This is a genomic window from Pseudomonas sp. 3B-A001-10F (assembly GCF_056313565.1).
On the sequence record NZ_JBQYFW010000027.1, the window covers coordinates 24,734 to 45,229 of the forward strand.

18 protein-coding genes are annotated in these 20,496 nt (G+C 59.7%); 12 read left to right on the plus strand and 6 right to left on the minus strand.

The window, feature by feature from the left end; all coding sequences use genetic code 11:
* Positions 1-41: 41 nt before the first annotated feature.
* Entirely contained in the window at positions 42-2,135 is a 2,094-nt protein-coding gene (locus AC0ZWN_RS21560; RefSeq protein WP_476336450.1) for a mechanosensitive ion channel family protein, read from the minus strand.
* A 568-nt stretch (positions 2,136-2,703) separates the two neighbouring features.
* Here AC0ZWN_RS21560 and AC0ZWN_RS21565 point away from each other — a divergent pair.
* From AC0ZWN_RS21565 to AC0ZWN_RS21580, 4 genes are read left to right on the plus strand one after another with little or no spacing between them, the layout of a single operon-like run.
* Positions 2,704-3,630 (plus strand): DUF72 domain-containing protein, encoded by a 927-nt coding sequence (locus AC0ZWN_RS21565; RefSeq protein WP_476336452.1) that lies wholly within the window; start codon positions 2,704-2,706, stop codon positions 3,628-3,630.
* A complete protein-coding gene (locus AC0ZWN_RS21570; protein ID WP_095048826.1) occupies positions 3,627-4,424 on the plus strand; it encodes an endonuclease/exonuclease/phosphatase family protein in 798 nt (265 codons plus the stop codon). The genes AC0ZWN_RS21565 and AC0ZWN_RS21570 overlap by 4 nt, the downstream gene beginning before the upstream one ends.
* Positions 4,421-5,695: a cardiolipin synthase ClsB gene (gene clsB / locus AC0ZWN_RS21575; protein ID WP_476336453.1), complete on the plus strand. Its 1,275-nt coding sequence runs from the start codon at positions 4,421-4,423 to the stop codon at positions 5,693-5,695. Before AC0ZWN_RS21570 ends, clsB begins: the two co-directional genes overlap by 4 nt.
* Positions 5,692-6,678 (plus strand): lysylphosphatidylglycerol synthase domain-containing protein, encoded by a 987-nt coding sequence (locus tag AC0ZWN_RS21580; protein ID WP_476336455.1) that lies wholly within the window; start codon positions 5,692-5,694, stop codon positions 6,676-6,678. The genes clsB and AC0ZWN_RS21580 overlap by 4 nt, the downstream gene beginning before the upstream one ends.
* 114 nt (positions 6,679-6,792) lie before the next feature.
* Here AC0ZWN_RS21580 and AC0ZWN_RS21585 read toward each other — a convergent pair whose 3' ends face one another.
* From AC0ZWN_RS21585 to AC0ZWN_RS21595, 3 genes are all read right to left on the minus strand, one after another.
* On the minus strand, positions 6,793-7,551 hold the full coding sequence (locus tag AC0ZWN_RS21585; RefSeq protein WP_093434434.1) for an alpha/beta hydrolase family protein: 759 nt from the start codon (positions 7,549-7,551) through the stop codon (positions 6,793-6,795).
* Positions 7,541-8,650 (minus strand): DUF3182 family protein, encoded by a 1,110-nt coding sequence (locus tag AC0ZWN_RS21590; protein ID WP_476336456.1) that lies wholly within the window; start codon positions 8,648-8,650, stop codon positions 7,541-7,543. The genes AC0ZWN_RS21585 and AC0ZWN_RS21590 overlap by 11 nt, the downstream gene beginning before the upstream one ends.
* A 280-nt stretch (positions 8,651-8,930) precedes the next feature.
* The gene (locus AC0ZWN_RS21595; protein WP_476336457.1) at positions 8,931-9,932 is read right to left on the minus strand and encodes a GlxA family transcriptional regulator; all 1,002 of its coding nucleotides are present in this window, start codon (positions 9,930-9,932) and stop codon (positions 8,931-8,933) included.
* A 101-nt stretch (positions 9,933-10,033) separates the two neighbouring features.
* On the opposite strand from AC0ZWN_RS21595, the gene AC0ZWN_RS21600 reads away from it, so the two are divergent.
* From AC0ZWN_RS21600 to AC0ZWN_RS21630, 7 genes are all read left to right on the plus strand, one after another.
* Positions 10,034-10,588, plus strand: coding sequence for a cysteine hydrolase family protein (locus AC0ZWN_RS21600; RefSeq protein WP_476336458.1), 555 nt, complete (start codon positions 10,034-10,036; stop codon positions 10,586-10,588).
* Positions 10,589-10,731: 143 nt separating this feature from the next.
* Positions 10,732-11,400 carry a YjfI family protein gene (locus AC0ZWN_RS21605; protein ID WP_242206876.1) on the plus strand — a complete coding sequence of 223 codons (669 nt, stop codon included), beginning with the start codon at positions 10,732-10,734 and terminating at the stop codon, positions 11,398-11,400.
* 17 nt (positions 11,401-11,417) lie between these two features.
* Positions 11,418-12,116: a PspA/IM30 family protein gene (locus AC0ZWN_RS21610; protein WP_016983574.1), complete on the plus strand. Its 699-nt coding sequence runs from the start codon at positions 11,418-11,420 to the stop codon at positions 12,114-12,116.
* A gap of 212 nt (positions 12,117-12,328) precedes the next feature.
* Positions 12,329-12,979, plus strand: coding sequence for a DUF2491 family protein (locus AC0ZWN_RS21615; RefSeq protein ID WP_460089075.1), 651 nt, complete (start codon positions 12,329-12,331; stop codon positions 12,977-12,979).
* Between the two features lie 15 nt (positions 12,980-12,994).
* Positions 12,995-13,420 carry a DUF350 domain-containing protein gene (locus AC0ZWN_RS21620; RefSeq protein WP_007917221.1) on the plus strand — a complete coding sequence of 142 codons (426 nt, stop codon included), beginning with the start codon at positions 12,995-12,997 and terminating at the stop codon, positions 13,418-13,420.
* A 17-nt stretch (positions 13,421-13,437) separates the two neighbouring features.
* Entirely contained in the window at positions 13,438-14,133 is a 696-nt protein-coding gene (locus AC0ZWN_RS21625) for a DUF1190 domain-containing protein (RefSeq protein ID WP_476336461.1), read from the plus strand.
* Positions 14,134-14,135: 2 nt separating this feature from the next.
* The gene (locus AC0ZWN_RS21630; protein ID WP_476336462.1) at positions 14,136-15,293 is read left to right on the plus strand and encodes a glutathionylspermidine synthase family protein; all 1,158 of its coding nucleotides are present in this window, start codon (positions 14,136-14,138) and stop codon (positions 15,291-15,293) included.
* Positions 15,294-15,490: 197 nt separating this feature from the next.
* On the opposite strand, the gene AC0ZWN_RS21635 is transcribed toward AC0ZWN_RS21630, so the two are convergent.
* Together AC0ZWN_RS21635 and AC0ZWN_RS21640 are read right to left on the minus strand one after the other, a co-directional pair.
* Positions 15,491-16,015, minus strand: coding sequence for a single-stranded DNA-binding protein (locus tag AC0ZWN_RS21635; RefSeq protein ID WP_008081898.1), 525 nt, complete (start codon positions 16,013-16,015; stop codon positions 15,491-15,493).
* 9 nt (positions 16,016-16,024) lie between these two features.
* Positions 16,025-17,422 (minus strand): MFS transporter, encoded by a 1,398-nt coding sequence (locus AC0ZWN_RS21640; protein WP_194934953.1) that lies wholly within the window; start codon positions 17,420-17,422, stop codon positions 16,025-16,027.
* Positions 17,423-17,612: 190 nt separating this feature from the next.
* On the opposite strand from AC0ZWN_RS21640, the gene uvrA reads away from it, so the two are divergent.
* Complete coding sequence (uvrA, locus tag AC0ZWN_RS21645) at positions 17,613-20,447, plus strand: excinuclease ABC subunit UvrA (protein WP_476336463.1); 2,835 nt, start codon at positions 17,613-17,615, stop codon at positions 20,445-20,447.
* Positions 20,448-20,496 lie beyond the last annotated feature (49 nt).

Below are 20,496 nucleotides of genomic sequence, written 5' to 3' on the forward strand. Positions count from 1 at the left end.
TGCTCGCGATAGCGCTGGCATTCCCACCAAAAATTTACCCGTTAAGTCCGCGATTCCTGTGGCACCTCGCTCGCCACGACCTCACCCTCCTGCTGCCGATTCGGCAACAAAACCTGCTGTGGATAAGTCTGCGCGAAATGCACCACCGGGCTGTTATCCACAAGCTTCTTCAAGCGCTGATTGAACGCCCGGCTCACCGCATACTGCCCACCGGATACCGTGCGGAACTGCGCCGTCAGCACCACGCCGTTCAAATCCATTTTGTCCACGCCAAACACATCCAGCGGCCCTTGCAGGTTGTACTTGAGGAACGGGTCTTCGCGGATCGAATCGCCCGTCTCGCGGATCAACTCGATGGCCTTATCCACGTCCGTGTCGTAGGTGAACTGCACCGAGAAAAACGCAAAGGCAAACTGCCGCGATTGGTTGGTCACAGCCTTGATCTGGCCGAACGGCACCGAGTGCACAAAGCCCTTACCGTCGCGCAGGCGCAGAGTGCGGATGGTCAGCCCTTCGACGGTGCCGGCATGCCCGGAATCGAGCACCACCCAGTCACCAATCGACAGTGTGTCTTCGATGATGATGAACAGCCCGGTGATCACGTCCTGCACCAGTTGCTGCGAACCGAAACCGATGGCCAGCCCGACCACCCCGGCACCGGCCAGCAGTGGCGCAACGTTGATCCCCAGATTGGCCATAGTGGTGATTGCGCAGATCACCACAAGGATGATTTTGATCGCGTTGCGCAGCAGCGGCAGGATGGTTTTCACCCGCGTACTCGGCTGGCGCGCCGCGCGTTTGCTGAGCGGCGGTTTCAGTGCTTCCTGAATCGCCGTGTCGAGTACCACCCACAGTAACCACGTGACCAGGAAGATCAGACCGATGCTGCTCAGCGCGTTGCTGATCGCCCGGCCAACCGTGCTGCTCTGGGCAAATTCGAGCAGCGACACGCCCCAGATCCGCCCGAGAATATCGATGAAGGCGATAGCGATGACGATCCGCAGCAAGGCATGCAAGAGGCTGAGAAAACGTTCCTTGTAGGCGCTGCTGCGCTGGATCGCTTCGGCTTTTCGTGACTTGAACAAGTGCTGCAGGATCGTGCTGAGGAATACCGTGCCGATTAACAAAACCGTGGTGAACAACGCGCAACGCAGGGCTTTCTGATTGTCCTCGCCGATGCCGATCAGATTGACCGCCGAGACCAGCACCATCAGCACGATTGGCCAGTACCACAGCCCCGAGAAAATCCGCAGCGACTCCTGCAACGAAGGCTGTTTCAGCCGTTGGCTCAGCGAACGATTGCGGATCAGATGCGCCACCGGGCGGCGCAGGCGAATCACCAGCAAACCAAAAATGATCGAGGCGATCAGCCCGGTGAACACCGCGATACTGCTGGTGATGTTGCCGCCCAGTTGCCGGGCAATCTGCGGACTGGTCAGCGCATCGCTGAGAGCCGCGAGGAAACCGATCAGGAACAGCGGTCGTGGACAGTAGTTGCGGATGATCAGCGCCGCCGGACGTTTATGACCGACGTTGAACATCACCACCACGCACAGCAACATCGAGGTGGAAAAGATGCCACTGCTGGTGGCGTAGGCCAGACACAGCGCCAGCGCACGGCCGACCGATGCTTGCAGAAAATGGCTGACATATAACGTCAGCGGCAGGCAGATCAACGCCGGCACGGTGTACGGCAGCAAATAACCAATCAGATCCTGACTGCGCTGGCGGGTGCGCAACCAGCGGCCCTCGCGCAGACGCTTGGCCATCAAACTGCCGAGCACGGTCAACAACGCGAAACTGCCAAGCCAGACGCCCGACAGCGTGAGGAAGTCCCCGGCGACGCTCCAGCCCGAGCGGTTCGAGGGTTGGTTGACCAGTTTGTCGACTTCATCGGCGGCGCGATCGGCGCGCAGGCGCCAGGCGTCGACCAGGTGTTCGTTGAGATCGAGTTTGTCCTGCACATCATCGATGCTCGAACTGATCGCACCGAGCAGACCGCCCTGCACTATCGGCTCGGGTTTGGCCGCTTCTTCGGCGGCGGCCGGGATGCCCGGCAACGCGGCGGCGTCGATTTCACTGGCGCCGAGAAACAGCAGTGCTCCCAGCAGAATGGCGATCCTGAACTTGCCCAAAACTCCGATCTCCCTTGGCTGAACCTGTAAGGAACTGATCGGTAATTGCACAGCAAGTTCAAGAGCACCCTCACCCCAGCCCTCTCCCAGAGGGAGAGGGAGCCGACCGAGTTGCCTGCGAAAAGTACATCGACCTGAAAGTCCTGAGTCGAACTCAAATCCTGAAAACCCTGAAGATCAGCTCCCCTCGCCCTCTCCCAGCGTGAGAGGGAGCTGACCGAGTTGCCTGCGAAAAGTACATCGACCTGAAAGTCCTGAGTCGAACTCAAATCCTGAAAACCCTGAAGATCAGCTCCCCTCGCCCTCTCCCAGCGTGAGAGGGAGCTGACCGAGTTGCCTGCGAGAAGTACACCGACTTGCAAGTCCGGAGTCGAACTCAAATCCTGAGAACCCTGAAGATCAGCTCCCTTCCCCCTCGCCCCCTCTGGGGGAGAGGGTTGGGGTGAGGGGGAACGCTTTTGATCTTCGCCTTGGACGTGACCGTCCGTAACACCGTCGAAACTTTCCCGAACCGCCCGCAGTCATCAAAAGACAGCGGCAACACGAGGGCTTTCAACGGGAGGGCGGCATGGCAACGATCCACATCGGTATTTCCGGCTGGCGCTACGCACCGTGGCGCGGGGACTTCTACCCCAAGGGACTGGCGCAGAAACGCGAATTGCAGTTCGCTTCGCGGGCGGTCAACAGCATCGAAATCAATGGATCGTTCTACGCCCTGCAACGGCCCGAACGATATGCACAGTGGTACGACGAAACGCCGGACGACTTCGTTTTCAGCGTTAAGGCGCCGCGCTTCATCACCCACATCCGCCGCTTGCGCGAGATCGAAAAGCCTCTGGCCAATTTCTTCGCCTCGGGGGTGCTGGAGCTCAAGGAAAAGCTCGGGCCGATCCTTTGGCAGTTCCCGCCGAACTTCAAATTCGAGCCTGAGCGCTTTGAACATTTCCTCGCGCTACTGCCCCACGATACTGAAGCCGCCGCCACCCTCGCCCGGCAACACGACGCTCATCTGCACGGTCACGCGAGCATGAAAGCCTGGCGTAGAAAACCGCTGCGCCACGCTGTGGAAATCCGCAACGACAGCTTCCTTGATCCCGATTTTGTGCGCCTATTGAAGCGCTACAACACCGCACTGGTGATCGCCGACACTGCCGATAAATGGCCGTACCGCGAAGACCTCACCAGCGACTTTGTCTACCTGCGCCTGCACGGCGCCGAAGAACTTTATGCCAGTGGCTACACCGCACCGGCACTCAAGCGCTGGGCCGAGCGCATCGACGCCTGGCACCACGGCGAGCAACCCAAAGATGCTCATCTGATCGCGCCACGCTTGAAGCCACGCGTACGCAAATCTCGCGAAGTGTTCTGCTATTTCGACAACGACATCAAAGTCCGCGCGCCGTACGACGCCCGTGATCTGCTGCACCGTTTCGAACTGGATAAAGACCTCGTCACCACCCCCGGCGAACCCGCTGGCGAAGGAGTGTTGGCATGAGTATTCCAGAACCGGTCGGTTTTACAGACGAAGGTTCGGTAGTCGCGCCATCGGTACGCACGTTCACGGTGCTGACGGTCAATACCCACAAGGGCTTCACCGCCCTCAACCGGCGTTTCATCCTGCCGGAGTTGCGCGAAGCGGTGCGCAGCGTCGCCGCCGACGTGGTGTTTCTGCAGGAAGTCCATGGCACCCACGAACAGCACCCCAAGCGCTACAACAATTGGCCGACGATGCCGCAATACGAATTCCTCGCCGACAGCCTCTGGCCGCAGTTCGCCTATGGGCGCAACGCGGTGTACCCGGAGGGCGATCACGGCAACGCGCTGCTGTCGAAATTCCAGATCATTCGCCACGACAACCTCGACGTATCGATCAGCGGCCATGAGAACCGTGGCCTACTGCATTGCGTCCTGCGCCTGCCCGGTGACGGTACCGAAGTGCATGCGATCTGCGTGCATCTGGGCCTGCGCGAAAGTCATCGCAACGCCCAACTGGATTTACTCATGCAACGCCTGGCGGAGTTGCCCGACGACGCACCGGTGATCGTCGCGGGCGATTTCAACGATTGGCGCCAGCGCGCCGACGCGCAGCTCAAACCCTGCGGCCTGCGCGAAGTATTCGCCGAGCACCAGGGTAAACCGGCGCGCAGCTTTCCCGCGCGCCTGCCAGCACTGCGGCTTGATCGTATTTACGTGCGCAACCTCAAGGCCAGCCAGCCGAAAGTCCTGGCGAACCGGCCCTGGTCGCACCTTTCCGACCACGTTCCTTTATCGGTAGAGATCGAACTATGAGCAGCGCGCCGCTGGAGAAATCCGCCGTGGAACCGGTCGCCATCACCCCGCCGACCCGCGAGCCCGGCCAGGTCGATGTCGAGTACCACTGGCAGGGCAACAACCGTGTCGAGTTGCTGGAAAACGGCGAGGAGTATTTCTCGCGGGTGTTCGACGCGATGCGCGCGGCGAAGAGTGAAATCCTCCTTGAGACGTTTATCGTTTTCGAAGACAAGGTCGGTGCCGAGTTGCAGGAGATTCTGATCGACGCCGCGCGACGAGGCGTGCGCACCACCGTGAGCTTCGACGGCTTCGGTTGCGGCGAGTTGACCACCGGTTATCTCACCGCACTGAGCGAAGCCGGCGTGCACCTGCAAATCTTCGATCCGGCACCGAAACGCCTGGGCATCCGCACCAACTGGTTCCGCCGCTTGCACCGCAAGATCGTGGTGGTCGACGGCCTGGTTGCGTTCGTTGGCGGAATCAATTTTTCCGGTGATCACCTGGCCGACTTCGGCCCCGAAGCCAAGCAGGATTATGCGGTGGAAGTTCAGGGCCCGGCGGTCACCGACATCCATCATTTCGCCTTGCTGCAAAGCGGTCGTCCCGGACGTGCACGGTTCTGGTGGCAACGCCGGCGCCAGCGGCGTGCGGAAATGGCCTTCAACGATCTCGATGGCCAAGTGCGTCTGGTGTTCCGTGACAACGATCAACACAACACCGATATCGAGGATGTGTACTTACAGGTACTGCGCCGCGCCAAACGCCGCGTGGTGATTGCCAACGCCTACTTCTTTCCCGGCTATCGTTTGCTGCGCGAGATCCGTAACGCGGCGCGGCGCGGCGTCGAGGTGCGCCTGATTCTGCAGGGGCAACCGGACATGCTGGTGGCCAAACTGGCGGCGCGCATGACCTACGACTACTTGCTCAAGGCCGGCGTGCAGATCCACGAATATTGCCAGCGCCCGCTGCACGGCAAAGTCGCGCTGGTCGACGAAGAATGGAGCACCGTCGGCTCAAGCAATCTGGACCCGCTGAGCCTCTCCCTGAACCTGGAAGCCAACGTGCTGATCCGCGACCGCGCGTTCAATCAGCATCTGTTCGAGCGCCTCGAAGACCTCAGCCAGAACCACTGCAAAGCCATGGACCCGAGCAAGTCTCCGCGTGGTCGGATCTGGCACATGACCGTGGGTTTTCTGGTGTTCCATTTCTTGCGGCATTTTCCGGCGATGGCCGGTTGGCTGCCGGCGCACAAACCACGGCTCAAGCCATATCGAGGAAACACGCCATGAGCCATTCCGAAGCGCATTCGAGCGGTCATTCGGCACCAGCGACGCACTCGAAATGGAGTCGCTGGAAACGCCCGTTGAGCCTGCTGTTTTTCCTCGCACTGATCGTCTTGCTGACGCTGTTCGCCACGCGTATCGAATGGGCCGAAGTGCTGCAAACCCTTGCCGACTTCAAGCTGCGCACGCTGATCATCGCTGCCGGCCTGACCCTGCTGAGTTTTCTGGTCTACGCCAGTTTCGACCTGATCGGCCGCACCTACATTCGTCAGGACCTGACCTGGAAACAGATCCTGCCGGTGGGGATCATCAGCTATGCGTTCAACCTCAATCTCAGTGCCTGGGTCGGCGGCATTGCCATGCGTTATCGCCTGTATTCGCGACTGGGCGTGAGCAAAGGCAACATCGCCAAGATTCTCGGGCTGAGCCTGGCGACCAACTGGTTTGGCTACATGACCATTGCCGGCGTGGTGTTCAGCAGTGGACTGGTGCGCATGCCGCCGGGCTGGAAAGTCAGCAGTGATGCGTTGCAAGGCATTGGTGTTTTGTTATTACTGATCAGCGCCGGCTATCTCGCGGCGTGCCAGTTTTCCAAGCGCCGCGAGTGGTCGATTCGCGGGGTGGAAATCAATCTGCCCTCCTTGCGCATGGCGGTGTTGCAATTGCTGCTGGGCGCACTGAACTGGTCGCTGATGGCGGCGGTGATCTTCACGTTGCTGCCGAGCAAACTGGATTATCCGTTGGTGCTGGGTGTGTTGCTGATCAGCGCGATTGCCGGGGTCATTACGCATATTCCGGCGGGGCTTGGGGTGCTGGAGGCGGTGTTTGTGGCGCTGCTGCAACACGAGGCTTCGCGCGGCAGTCTGGTGGCGGGTTTACTGGCGTATCGGGCGATTTATTTTCTGTTGCCGTTGTTGATTACGGTGGTGATGTATCTGGTGGTTGAGGCCAAGGCCAAGGCGCTTCGGATCGAGAAGAAACCCTCCTGAGAGAGTTGCCGAAGCTAATGCCCTCTTCGCGAGCAGGCTCGCTCCCACAGGTTGAATGCATTCCAAATGTGGGAGCGAGCCTGCTCGCGAAGGCGTCCGAAAGAACACTACAGATCATGCTGATTGAATAATGCTCAACCGCTCGCCCACAACCATCTCGGTAATCCAGTCCACCAGAATCGAGGTGTAGGCCTGCTGCGACACCGGTTCGCTCAACGCATGATCGGCGCCATCGATAATCCGGTGCGTCAGTGAATGGGTCTGCTGACACGCCGCGCGGTAACTCATGATCGCCGCATGGGGCACGTAATCATCGGTTTCCGACTCCACCAGCAAAACATCCCCGGTGAATTGTGAACAGGCATGCAGCGCCCGATTGGTGTCAGCCCGCACCAGCGTGCTGCGGTAATCACGCAGATCAGCCTTGTCCAGATCGCGCTTGGGTGTGTGCCATTGCTCGTCGCGATACAGCGCCGGTACGCGCAGTGCCAGCCAGCGTACCGGGCGCAATGAGGTAAGGATGGCCGCCAGATACCCACCATAACTGGTGCCGACCACGGCGATGGCCGAAGTGTCGAGCGCCGGATGCGCGAGCAGACGATCGTACGCCGCGAGCAAATCACGCAGGTTATCTTCGCGAGTCACGCGGGTCAGCGGGATCCCGGTACCGCCGGTATGTCCGCGCAAGTCGAACGTCAGGCACACACACCCGAGACCGGCGATGCCTTTGGCCCGCTCCAGATCACGCTCCTGACTACCGCCCCAACCGTGGACAAACAACACGCCAGGCACTTTTGATTTGGGACTGAGAAAGGTCCCGCTCATCTGTTCATCATCAATGTCGATTTGAATGCTTTCGCTTCTAGCCGTCATAGGATTTGACCGTTACGTATTTGAGGAGAAATTCGCTGTTCTCAGCCGGGCCGCGATAAACCTCGATGGCATCCGCCGGCAACGGCTGATCGATGTAGGTTTCTACCGAAGACACACGGATCGCGCGCATCCCCGGATCGTTGACGAAGCTTTGCAACGCGGCAACTTCAGCACTGCTGGCACCGCCCATACGCCAGGATTGTTCGAGCACACCGCTGCGGGATTTACCGTTGCTGTCCAGGCCTTGGGCGATGTCGTAATTGCGCCGCGAGGCATAAAAGCACGGATAGGCTTCATCCGCAGCACCGTCGAAGACCTGCGCCTGCTCGATGGCCAGGCGAACATCGTCGGGCAGGTCGAGCTTCAGCAGTTCGTCATACCCACCCTGCACGACCAACAGGTTCGAGCCGCCGTACACGTCTTCACCGTGGGCATCATTGGTCAAGTATTGATCACCGCAGTAGCTCAACACTTTGTCGCCGATGAACGACTGGCCGACGCTGTGGGTGACAACGTCGCTCAAGTCCTGCTCCAGCACCACGCCTTCGCTGAACTGCTTTGCAATGTCGGGCCGGGCAAGGATTTCGTCCAAGGCGTCGAGGTTTTTGATCACTTCCTGCCCCCGACCGGCGCAGGCGTGAACCGGCTTCAAACGAATCGGGCCGTTGTACAGCAAATGCTCGGCAGCGGGCCGCGCATCCTCCAGCGAGAACACGCTGAGCCCGTCGAGCACCACATTGCGCGTTCGCTCGGAAAATAATGGCGACCAGCCTTGCGGCGCCTGAGCCAGATGACTGCGCAGGCCGTGGCTGATGGCTTTGGTGCAGATGAAATCGTGCTCGACAAAGCCACCCCACAAATCGTCCGGACCTTTGACGCCGAGTTGCTGAGCGCTGGCATTACCGACGATGGTTTGCGTCGGTAGCAGATACAGGTCACGACCGCGATGTTTGTCCGGATCGTAACTGCCGCCAAATTTGCATCCGAGAATCTGCGCCAGCCAACGCGCGAGGGCTTTATTGGTTTGCACTTCGTGCTGCGGCGCGTCAGGGCGCACCGAATGGGCAACCACGATTTTCCTGCTGGGTGTCGGGGTCATGCGTCCCCCTTCCATCGGTTCGATGACTGTGGCGGTGAGAGGTGCAGAGATCAGGCCAACGGCGGCTCTAGTAAAATCATAGACCAATCAGAAACTTGCCAGCAGGGTGCTGGCATCACGCCTGTTTCAATCTGCACGAACACCTGCAAAACCCCGGCAAATTGCACGATCCCGAACCTTGTGCGGTCTCTTGTAGGAGTGAGCCTGCTCGCGATAGCGGTGGGTCAGTCACCTCACGGTTTTCTGACAGATTGCTATCGCGAGCCGGCTCACTCCTACATTAGATGTTCGTTGCTTTCGGGATCGGGGACACACCAAACCGTGCCCGATAATCACTCGGCGCCAGCCCGGTAATCTTCTTGAAGATCGCGCGAAACGCCCCCGGATCCTGATAACCCACCGTCCACGCAATGTGATCAATCGTGCCATTACTGAATTCGAGCATTTCCCGTGCCTTGCCCACCCGCAGATGCTGGCAGTACTCGGTCGGTTTCAACCCGGTTGCCGCACGGAACCGGCGCAGAAACGTGCGCTCCTCCAGGCCTGCCCGCTCGGCCATCGCCGTCAGCGAAACATCCGTCGCGCCGGTGCTTTGAAGCCAATGCTGAACCTTGAGAATCGCCGCATCGCCATGCCCGAGAATCGGCGCGAAATTACTGCCGCACTCACTGGCGCTGTCACTGTGCTCTATCACCAGAAATCGCGCGGTGCCGGTGGCAATGCTCGGCCCGAGCAACCTGTCGACCAGGCGTAATCCCAGCTCCGACCAAGCCATCAATCCGGCCGTGGTGATCAAGTCGCCGTCGTCGACAATCGGGGTATCAGCCTTGAGTTTGATCTTCGGGTAACGCTCGGCGAAGGCCTTGGCCGAGGTCCAATGGGTGGTGGCGCTGCGGCCGTCGAGCAGACCGCTTTCGGCCAACATCAGCGAGCCTACGCAAACCCCGCCTAGCGTCGCACCGTGGGCATGTTGATCCCGTAACCATTGCATCAGGCTGGCCGGCGCTTGCGCCGCCGAGAACCCGCCGATCGATGGCGGAATCAGTACCGCCAGCAAAGCGCTGTCGTCACCCGCATGACTGGCGTAAGTGCGCGTTGGCGCCTGATCACCTTCGACCTGCCAGTGACTGACCCGCAGCACCGGCAACTGCGCGGCCTGATGCTCAGCGGCTATCCGGTTGGCCACCGCAAACAGATCGGTCAGACCATGCACCGCCGCCATTTGCGCGCCTGGATAGATCAGCACACCCAATTCAGCGATGGCGGCACTTTCTGCGCCCATTGTCAGTTTTCCCCTGTCTATTGTCGGTGCGGCCAATCCCCGAATCGCTGATCAGCGCCAATACTGCAGCCACTTCCAGCCAACACATCGAGGACACCCCCATGGCCAAGCAAGCGCTCATCGTAGTCGATATCCAGAACGACTACTTCCCCCAAGGCAAGTGGCCGCTGGCCGGTGCTGATGCCGCCGCCGACAACGCCGCTCGGCTGATCGCCGCCTTCCGCGAGGCCGGCAATCCGGTCATCCACATCCGCCACGAGTTCACCTCAGCGGACGCGCCGTTTTTCACCCCGGGATCGGACGGCGCCAAGCTGCATTTGAAGGTGCTCAACCGCGCCGATGAACCGGTGGTACTCAAGCACTTCGTCAACTCGTTCCGCGAAACCGAATTGCAAGCGATCCTCGACGAACAAGGCATCAAGGAGCTGGTGGTTGTCGGCAGCATGAGCCACATGTGCATTGACGGCATTACCCGCGCGGCGGCGGATCTGGGTTACGCCGTCACGGTGATTCATGACGCCTGCGCCAGCCGTGACCTGACGTTCAATGGTCTGACGGTGCCGGCGGCACACGTCCATGCCGCGTTCATGTCGGCGCTCGGTTTCGCCTACGCCAGCGTGGTATCTACTGACGAATACCTCGCTGCCAAACACTGAGTCATTCTGCGAAAAACCTGTGCCCGCCTCGTAGCGGGCCTTTTTTCGTCTGTCATAAAAATCTCACGCGTGAGCCATTGATGGCATTTTGAATTGGTTGTAGTGTGGCTCACGCGTGAGATTTTCATAACCGAGCCATTGCCATGAAAAGCCGTTCCCCCACAGCGAAATCAGAGAGTCCCAAGGGGGAGCGCGCGAAACCGTCTGCGAAAAAACCTTCGAGTTTCTATATGAAGCAGATGCGCGCAGGCCTGGCCGCAGCAGGTTATGTGAAACACGAAACTTGGGTGCTTCCCGAAAACCGAAGCTTGCTCAAGCAAATGGAGCAACAGCTACGCCAACCGATTCTGGCTGGCTCTTTCATGTCGGAGAATTACATGAGCGCAGGCAACAACTGGACCATCGATAGCCTCTTCAACGCCCTCAAGGCCCTTGACGAGGTGGCTTCGCAAGAAATCACGCTGTCGCTGATCCAGAGCTCCGAACCCAGCATCAAGCTGGAAATGAACGAATTCGGCGGTCTGCCGATTCACATCGCCCTGGCCGGCCAGCAGATCATCGTCGACACCGTGCTGGTGGACATCGATTCGATCTCGAACGTAGCGGCCTTCAACGACGCCGTATTGCGCAGCCGGGAAATGTTCCCGCTGTCGTCGATCGGGATCGAGTCGATGCCCAACGGGCAGACCGTTTACAACATGTTTGGCGCCCTCAGCGCCGACTCGAGCCTGACCAACGTCGTCACCGAGGTGAAAACCCTGGTCGACAATGTGCAGCGCGCGAGCGAAGCCTTCGAACACTTCTTCAAGTAATCAACAGGGAATATCCAATGACTCAGTCCATCTGGAGCAAGTTGTTCACCGCACTGCGCGGCGGCGCCAATGAAGTCGGCGAAGCGATCGCGGACCAACAGGCCCTGCGCATCCTCGATCAGGAAATCCGCGATGCCGACAGCGCGCTGTCGAACGCCCGTCGCGAACTGGTCACCATCATGGCCAAGCACAAACTGGCTGCCGACCGCGTGAGCGAGTACGACGCCAAGATCAAGGATCTGGAAGCCAAAGCCGTCTCGGCGCTGAACGCCGGCCGTGAAGACCTGGCGCTGGAAGTGGCCGAAGCGATTTCGACCCTGACCAACGAGCTGGATGTCGAGAAAAAGCAGAGCGACGAATTCGGCACTTACGCCGAAAACATGCGCAAAGACATCAGCAAGGCCGAGTCGCGGATCAAGAGCCTGCGCCAGCAAGTGGACATGGCCAAGGCCCGTGAAAGCGTGCAGAAAGCCCAGGTCAGCGCCTCCATCGCCAGCGGCGGCGCCAATGGCAAACTGGAAACTGCCGTCGGTACGTTGAACCGTCTGCAGGCCAAGCAGCAGCAACGTGCTGCCGAGCTGAGCGCGGCGGACGAACTGGCTGACGCCTCGACCGGCAACGACCTGGAACGCAAACTGCGCGACGCCGGCATCACGCCGAACGAAGGCAGCGCCAATGCGATTCTTGAGCGTCTGAAGCAGAAGTCCTCGCAGTAAGCATTTGCACAAAACCTGTGGGAGCGAGCCTGCTCGCGAAAGCGTCGTACCAGTCGACATCAATATTGACTGGTATGCCCTCTTCGCGAGCAAGCTCGCTCCCACATGGTTTGCGGCGTAAAAATCCTTCTGCTCGTTCACCGGTTCGCCCGGTACACTAGCCACGCTTTTTTCGCCGACGAACACCTCCACCCGCTTCAAGGAACGTACCCATGGGATGGTTTAAAGACTTGCTGGGCACCAGCAACTGGCAGACCGCTGCGCCAACACCGACCGTTGCCAGTGGCCCACTCGGCATGGCGCAAGGCAAGGCCGTCAGGTTCGATACAACCCTGGCGCTGCTGCTCGATGGTTCGACCACGGTGCGCGTGCCCTTCGATCAGGCGATCTGGAGCCATGGCTGGGTCGACCTCGGCCAGTCCAACAAACTGCACCGCTATTACATGAACGACGAGGATTTCTGGCTGCAGATCCACGTCACCGGTGACGACCAGATCGAATCGGTCACCCTGTTCAACTACCTCAGTTACGTGACCGTCAACAGTGACGCCGAACTGCAGCGCCTGGCCGGCCCCGACAGCGCGATCGGCCTGCCGACCTACACCCACGAAGGTGTCGAATACACCCGCGAGTGGGGCACCGAACAAGGCCAGACCGAACTGGTACCGATGACCGAACAAGTGGTCAATCCGGATGAGAGCTACACCATCGAACACCACTCCATGCTTTATGCGCGCGAGACCGGCCTGACCGATCGCCGCGAATTGCTGCTGTTCTCCGTCGAACAGGACGAAGAAGGCACCGTCAGCCTGAGCACCTCGCTCGGCATCTCGCTGTATACGACAGATCTGAGCACCATTTAAAAAAGGAAGTTTTTCATGCTGGAAGTGCTGGCCGTTTCCCTGAACAAAACCGCGCTGGTCGGTTTCGTCGTCTACCTCATCGGCGCCGTGCTGCTGTTCATGCTGTTTCAATTTGTCTACACGCGCATCACGCCGCACAAGGAGTTCGAGCTGATCCGCTCCGGCAACGTTGCCGCCGCGATCGCCCTGTCCGGCGCGATCATCGGTTTCGCGATTCCGGCCAGTAACGTGATTGCGTTTTCGGTCAACGTCCTCGACTTCGTGCTCTGGGCAGTGATTGCCGCGGTGGTGCAACTGCTGGCATTCCTCGCCACGGGCCTGGTGCTCAAAGGCACATCCCAGCGCATCGCCAACGGCGAAGTGGCTTCGGGTATCTATGTCGCTGCGGTCGCGATCAGCGTCGGCATGCTCAACGCCGCGTGCATGACACCGTCCAACTGATCGGCAGGAAGCCTTAGATGAAACGCAGCAAATACGTTCAGTTGTCCCTCGCCGCCTCGGTGGCGATGGCCATTTCCGGCCAGGCGACAGCCGCGGATCAACCACGCAGTTTCCAGAATGTGGAACAGTGCGTCGACGCCGAAGTGGCCGCCGATGTCTGCTCCAACGCTTACGTCGCCGCCCTGACCGAACATCGGCGCATTGCCCCGGCGTACGACAACAAGGCCAAGTGCGACGCGGACTTTGCCGCTGACTGGTGCCAGAAGAATTCTGACGGCCGCTTCGTGCCGAAACTCGGCGGCTTCAAAGTGCCGAAAGACGGTGAGCCGGCGCAGAATCTCGACGCCATCGCCGGCGCGCAAATGCCTGCGGGTGATGCGGCGGCTGTGCAGAGTGTGCAAAACACTTCGCACACCTCCAGTGGCGGTGGCAACGGCTGGCTGACCGGCTGGCTGATCGGCAACGCGATGAGCAACAACGCCGAACGCACGGTTTACCGCGATCGCGAAACGCGCCAGCCGTACAACACCTCGACGCAGTACCGCAGAGCCGACACCACGACGCGTAGCCAAGCGGATTACGAGAGCAGCAAAAGCAAACCGGTCAACGTGGCTTCTTCGACCTCACGCGGCGGCTTCGGCAGCCAGTCCAGTGCCCGTAGCGGCTGGGGTGGTTGGGGCAGCAGTTCTGGTTCTGGTCGTTCGAGCAGCTGACGATGAAGAAGATCCTCTGCGCCGAGCGCCCCGACTGGAAACAGACCGCCGAGAGCCTCGGTTTCATGTTTCACACCATCGACGATGAGCCGTACTGGGACGAAAGCGCGTACTACCAGTTCACGCTTGCGCAAATCGAAAACGATCTTGAGGACCCGACCACCGAACTGCACGAGATGTGCATGGACCTGGTCGATCGCGTGGTACACAGCGAAGAATTGCTGGATCGCCTGAGCATCCCGGCGCCGTACTACGACATGATCCGCACTTCCTGGCTGGAAGGTCATCCGCATCTTTACGGGCGCATGGACTTTTCCTACAGCGGCAACGGCCCGGCGAAGCTGCTGGAGCTCAACTACGACACGCCAACCAGTCTTTACGAAGCGGCGGCGTTTCAGTGGGGCTGGCTGGAGCAATGCATCGAGCGCGGCACGCTGCCGCGTCATGCCGACCAGTTCAACAGCATCGACACCCATCTGCATCAGGCCTTCGCCGAATTACAACTGAAGCGGCCGTTCTACTTTGCCTCGATGAAAGACTCGGTCGAGGACAAGGGCACCACGGATTATCTGCGCCTGATCGCCGAGAAAGTCGGCATCGAGTCGCGGCACATCGATATCGAAGACATCGGTTTGACGGCTGAAGGGCGCTTCGTCGACCTGGAAGATCGCTGGATCCCGCACCTGTTCAAACTGCATGCCTGGGAATTCATCTTCCACGAACCCTTCGGCGCGGCGATTGCCGAGTGCGATACGCAGTTTTTCGAACCAGCGTGGAAGGCAATTCTGTCGAACAAGGGTGCACTGCCATTACTGTGGGAACTGCACAAAGGGCATCCGAATCTGCTGGCGGCGCATCTCGACCCTAACCCGGCCAGCGCCGTGCCCAAGGGCTGGGTACGCAAGCCGTACTTCTCCCGCGAAGGCGCCAACATTGAGCTGCAAACGACGGATGGTCTGATCGTCAAAGAGGACGGGCCCTACACCGATGCGCCATTTATCCTGCAGGAATTCGCGCCGTTGCCGAAGTTTGGCGACAGCTACACGCTGATCGGTTCCTGGGTGATTGGCGATCAGGCTGCTGGGATTGGTGTGCGGGAGGACAACAGTTTGATCACCAAAGACTCCAGCCGCTTCCTGCCCCACCTGATCCTTGATTGAAACCCAGATCCCTTCTGTGGGAGCGAGCCTGCTCGCGAAAGCGGTGTGTCATTCAACCATTTTTTGAACTGACCGACGCCTTCGTGAGCAGGCTCGCTCCCACAGTTGATCGGGGGGATTGCAGGTTATTTGCTCCACAAAAAAGGCCCGTCGTTTAAGCGACGGGCCTTTTTATTTGCAGCGGTTACAGCAGCGAATCAGAACGGAATATCGTCATCAAAGCTGTCGAAATCCGGAGCCGGTTGCGGTGCGGCCTGCTGAGGAGCCGGGGCCGAACGCTGCTGTGGAGCCGACTGCTGCGGACGCGGAGCCTGCTGGCGTGGAGCCGGAGCCGACTGCTGGTAGTTGTTGCCACCGCCTTGTTGGTCGCCCTGTTGTGGACGGCCGCCGAGCAGTTGCATGGTGCCTTGCATGTCGACCACGATTTCAGTGGTGTAACGCTTGATACCGTCTTTTTCCCACTCGCGGGTCTGCAGCTTGCCTTCGATGTAGACCTGCGAACCTTTACGCAGGTATTCGCCGGCGATTTCCGCAACCTTGCCAAACATCGAAACACGGTGCCACTCGGTCTTCTCGACCTTCTGACCGGTTTGCTTGTCGGTCCATTGTTCGCTGGTGGCCAGACTCAGGTTGGTCACGGCGTTACCGTTAGGCAGGTAGCGAACTTCGGGATCCTGGCCGCAAGTGCCGACCAATATGACTTTGTTAACCCCACGGGCCATAACGTTCTCCTAGGCTTCGCAAGCAGCCCCGGCCGGGTTGTTCACCAGGCGTTCGAGGGTGTCGCGATCCACTAATTCTTTGTCCAGTTTGATGTAAACAGCCGCTTCATCAGCAACTATCACTGCATCGGTTACCCCTACGAGGGCCTTGAGGCGCTCGACCAGACCCGCTTCGCGGATCGCCTCGGGCGACAACGGCAAGCGCAGGCTCGTCACGTAGGGAGGTTCACGCATGGTAACAGCAAAGGCCAGCCAGATGGCAGCCAGACCCGCGCATCCGAGGAACACAACCGACAGACCGCCATGCTGAAACAGCCAGCCGCCGAGTATCCCGCCGAGTGCTGAACCGAGGAACTGACTGGTGGAATACACGCCCATGGCCGTGCCCTTCCCGCCCGCCGGTGAAACCTTGCTGATCAGCGACGGCAATGAAGCCTCCAGCAGATTGAACGCGGTGAAGAACACCACCGTACCGATCACCAGAGCCCGCAGGCTGTCGCCGAACTGCCAGAAGAATAGCTCAGTCAGCATCAGCGTCAGGACGGCGCCGAGCAAAACTCGTTTCATTTTGCGTTTCTTCTCGCCGTAGATGATGAACGGGATCATGGCGAAGAACGAAATCAGCAGCGCGGTGAGGTAGACCCACCAGTGCTGTTCCTTGGGCAAACCGGCTTTTTCCACCAGCGCCAACGGCAACGCAACGAAGCTCGACATCAACATGGCATGTAACACAAAGATGCCCAGATCGAGGCGCAGCAGATCCGGATGCTTGAGCGTAGGCATCAAGGCCTGACGCGCCACCCCGGACTCCCGATGCTGCAATGGCCCGGTGGAGCGCGGCACCATGAACATGATGATGGCGATACCGACCAGTGCCATGGCACCGGTGGCGAGGAACAGTCCGGACAGACCGAAAGCGCGGGTCAGCAAAGGCCCAACGACCATGGCCACGGCAAACGACAAACCGATGGTCATGCCGATCATCGCCATTGCCTTGGTGCGGTGCTGTTCGCGGGTCAGGTCGGAGAGTAGCGCCATCACCGCCGCTGAAATCGCCCCGGCGCCCTGCAGGATCCGCCCGGCGATCACGCCCCAGATCGAGTCGGCCTGAGACGCCAGCACGCTACCGAGGGCAAAAACGATCAGCCCGAGGTAAATCACCGGACGGCGGCCAATGCGGTCGGAAATGATCCCGAACGGAATCTGGAAAATCGCCTGGGTCAGACCGTAAGCGCCAATAGCCAGCCCGATCAGGGCCGGGGTCGCTCCTGCCAGGTCCATGCCGTAGGTTGCCAATACCGGCAACACCATGAACATGCCAAGCATACGGAAGGCGAACACCAGGGCCAGACCGCTCGCTGCGCGAGTCTCGCTGCCACTCATGCGTTCGCTGTGGGGATCGTGCATGGAAAAACCTCGTGTGAACCGGCGGCGATTCTACCAGTCCCATCGAAAGACGGGGTATATCGCGACGCTATGACGCGTATAGATGAAACTCTCTTCATGTAAGGTAAAAACCCTTCGCTTGATAGTGTGCATCCATCCAGTATTTGCCCGTATACTCCTACGTTTTCGACGCCCGCCGAGCGAGGCCACTTTGGACAAGATCCTGATACGTGGGGCCCGTACCCACAACCTGAAGAACATCGACCTGACCCTGCCACGGGACAAGCTGATCGTCATCACCGGCCTGTCCGGATCCGGCAAGTCGTCCCTGGCCTTCGATACGCTTTACGCCGAAGGTCAGCGCCGCTATGTCGAATCGCTGTCGGCCTACGCCCGACAGTTTCTGTCGATGATGGAAAAACCCGACGTCGACACCATCGAAGGCCTGTCGCCAGCGATCTCCATCGAACAAAAGTCGACCTCGCATAACCCGCGCTCTACGGTCGGCACCATCACCGAAATCTACGACTACCTGCGCCTGCTTTATGCACGCGTCGGTACGCCACGCTGCCCGGATCATGACATTCCGCTGGAAGCGCAGACCGTCAGCCAGATGGTCGACCTGGTGCTGGCGCAGCCGGAAGGCAGCAAACTGATGTTGCTGGCACCGGTTATTCGCGAGCGCAAAGGTGAACACCTTTCGGTCTTCGAAGAGCTGCGCGCCCAAGGTTTCGTTCGCGCCCGGGTCAACGGGCGGATCTGCGAACTGGACGAACTGCCCAAACTGGATAAACAGAAAAAGCACTCGATCGATGTGATCGTCGACCGCTTCAAGGTTCGCGCCGATCTGCAGCAACGTCTGGCCGAATCTTTCGAGACCGCGTTGAAACTGGCGGATGGCATTGCACTTGTCGTACCGATGGACGACGAACCGGGCGAAGAGATGATTTTCTCCGCGCGCTTCGCCTGCCCGATCTGCGGCCACGCGATCAGCGAACTGGAACCGAAGCTGTTCTCCTTCAACAACCCGGCCGGCGCTTGCCCGACCTGTGACGGCCTGGGGGTGAAGCAGTTCTTCGATATCAAACGGCTGGTCAATGGCGATCTGACCTTGGCCGAAGGTGCGATTCGCGGCTGGGACCGGCGTAACGTCTATTACTTCCAGATGCTCGGCTCACTCGCTTCACACTATGGTTTCAGCCTGGAAGTACCGTTCAACGAACTGCCGGCCGATCAGCAGAAATTCATCCTGCATGGCAGCGGCTCGCAGAACGTCGACTTCAAATACCTGAACGACCGTGGCGATATCGTCAAACGTTCGCACCCGTTCGAAGGCATCGTGCCGAACCTGGAGCGTCGCTACCGCGAGACCGAGTCGGCAAGCGTGCGCGAAGAGCTGGCCAAGTTTCTCAGCACCCAATCGTGCCCGGATTGTCGTGGTACCCGTCTGCGTCGCGAAGCGCGGCATGTGTGGGTTGGCGAGAAAACGCTGCCAGCGGTAACCAACCTGCCGATCGGCGACGCTTGCGAGTACTTCGGCGAGCTGAAGATGACTGGCCGTCGCGGCGAAATCGCCGACAAGATTCTCAAGGAAATTCGCGAGCGTCTGCAGTTCCTCGTCAACGTCGGTCTCGACTACCTGTCGCTGGACCGCAGTGCCGATACGCTGTCCGGTGGCGAAGCACAACGTATTCGTCTGGCCAGCCAGATCGGTGCCGGTCTCGTCGGTGTTCTGTACATCCTTGACGAACCGTCCATTGGTTTGCACCAGCGTGATAACGACCGCTTGCTCGGCACGCTCAAGCACCTGCGTGATATTGGCAACACTGTGATCGTGGTCGAACACGACGAAGACGCGATTCGTCTGGCCGATTACGTTGTGGATATCGGCCCGGGGGCTGGTGTGCATGGTGGGCAGATCGTGGCTGAGGGCACGCCGGCGGAAGTCATGGCGCACCCGGATTCCCTGACCGGTAAATACCTCTCGGGCCGCGTGAAGATTGAAGTGCCGGCCAAACGCACGCCACGCAATAAAAAGCTCAATCTGTCGCTCAAAGGGGCGCGCGGCAACAACCTGCGCAATGTCGATCTGGACATCCCGATTGGTCTGCTGACGTGCGTGACCGGCGTGTCCGGCTCGGGCAAATCGACGCTGATCAACAATACCTTGTTCCCGCTGAGCGCCACGGCCCTCAACGGCGCGACCACGCTGGAAGCGGCAGCGCACGACAGCATCAAGGGCCTGGAGCATCTCGACAAAGTGGTCGATATCGACCAGAGCCCGATCGGCCGTACACCGCGCTCCAACCCTGCTACCTATACCGGCCTGTTCACCCCGATCCGCGAGCTGTTCGCCGGCGTACCCGAGTCACGCTCCCGTGGTTACGGCCCGGGGCGTTTCTCGTTCAACGTCAAGGGTGGCCGCTGCGAAGCGTGCCAGGGCGACGGCCTGATCAAAGTGGAAATGCACTTCCTGCCAGACATCTACGTGCCATGCGATGTGTGCAAGAGCAAGCGCTACAACCGCGAAACCCTTGAGATCAAATACAAGGGCAAGAGCATCCACGAAACCCTCGAGATGACCATCGAAGAGGCCCGGGAGTTCTTTGACGCGGTGCCAGCACTGGCGCGCAAGCTACAGACATTGATGGATGTCGGCCTGTCGTACATCAAGCTCGGGCAGTCGGCGACCACGTTGTCGGGTGGTGAGGCGCAGCGAGTGAAACTGTCTCGCGAGTTGTCCAAGCGTGACACCGGCAAAACACTGTACATCCTCGATGAGCCGACCACCGGTTTGCACTTCGCGGACATCCAGCAATTGCTCGACGTGCTGCATCGCCTGCGCGACCACGGCAACACTGTGGTAGTCATCGAACACAACCTCGACGTGATCAAGACGGCTGACTGGCTGGTCGATCTCGGGCCGGAGGGCGGCTCCAAAGGTGGGCAGATCATTGCCACCGGCACGCCTGAAGATGTGGCCGAGATGAAGCAATCTCATACCGGTCATTACCTCAAGCCGCTGCTGATCCGCGATCGGGCTTAAACGCCAGGCATGAAAAAGCCCCTGTCACTTCATCAGTGACAGGGGCTTT

Bases quoted from the DNA above. Each gene is read 5' to 3' on its own strand.
- AC0ZWN_RS21565 (WP_476336452.1), top strand. From the start codon at position 2,704: ATGGCAACGATCCACATCGGTATTTCCGGCTGGCGCTACGCACCGTGG.
- AC0ZWN_RS21570 (WP_095048826.1), top strand. From the start codon at position 3,627: ATGAGTATTCCAGAACCGGTCGGTTTTACAGACGAAGGTTCGGTAGTC.
- clsB (WP_476336453.1), top strand. From the start codon at position 4,421: ATGAGCAGCGCGCCGCTGGAGAAATCCGCCGTGGAACCGGTCGCCATC.
- AC0ZWN_RS21580 (WP_476336455.1), top strand. From the start codon at position 5,692: ATGAGCCATTCCGAAGCGCATTCGAGCGGTCATTCGGCACCAGCGACG.
- AC0ZWN_RS21585 (WP_093434434.1), bottom strand. From the start codon at position 7,551: ATGACGGCTAGAAGCGAAAGCATTCAAATCGACATTGATGATGAACAG.
- AC0ZWN_RS21590 (WP_476336456.1), bottom strand. From the start codon at position 8,650: ATGACCCCGACACCCAGCAGGAAAATCGTGGTTGCCCATTCGGTGCGC.
- AC0ZWN_RS21595 (WP_476336457.1), bottom strand. From the start codon at position 9,932: ATGGGCGCAGAAAGTGCCGCCATCGCTGAATTGGGTGTGCTGATCTAT.
- AC0ZWN_RS21600 (WP_476336458.1), top strand. From the start codon at position 10,034: ATGGCCAAGCAAGCGCTCATCGTAGTCGATATCCAGAACGACTACTTC.
- AC0ZWN_RS21605 (WP_242206876.1), top strand. From the start codon at position 10,732: ATGAAAAGCCGTTCCCCCACAGCGAAATCAGAGAGTCCCAAGGGGGAG.
- AC0ZWN_RS21610 (WP_016983574.1), top strand. From the start codon at position 11,418: ATGACTCAGTCCATCTGGAGCAAGTTGTTCACCGCACTGCGCGGCGGC.
- AC0ZWN_RS21615 (WP_460089075.1), top strand. From the start codon at position 12,329: ATGGGATGGTTTAAAGACTTGCTGGGCACCAGCAACTGGCAGACCGCT.
- AC0ZWN_RS21620 (WP_007917221.1), top strand. From the start codon at position 12,995: ATGCTGGAAGTGCTGGCCGTTTCCCTGAACAAAACCGCGCTGGTCGGT.
- AC0ZWN_RS21625 (WP_476336461.1), top strand. From the start codon at position 13,438: ATGAAACGCAGCAAATACGTTCAGTTGTCCCTCGCCGCCTCGGTGGCG.
- AC0ZWN_RS21630 (WP_476336462.1), top strand. From the start codon at position 14,136: ATGAAGAAGATCCTCTGCGCCGAGCGCCCCGACTGGAAACAGACCGCC.
- AC0ZWN_RS21635 (WP_008081898.1), bottom strand. From the start codon at position 16,015: ATGGCCCGTGGGGTTAACAAAGTCATATTGGTCGGCACTTGCGGCCAG.
- AC0ZWN_RS21640 (WP_194934953.1), bottom strand. From the start codon at position 17,422: ATGCACGATCCCCACAGCGAACGCATGAGTGGCAGCGAGACTCGCGCA.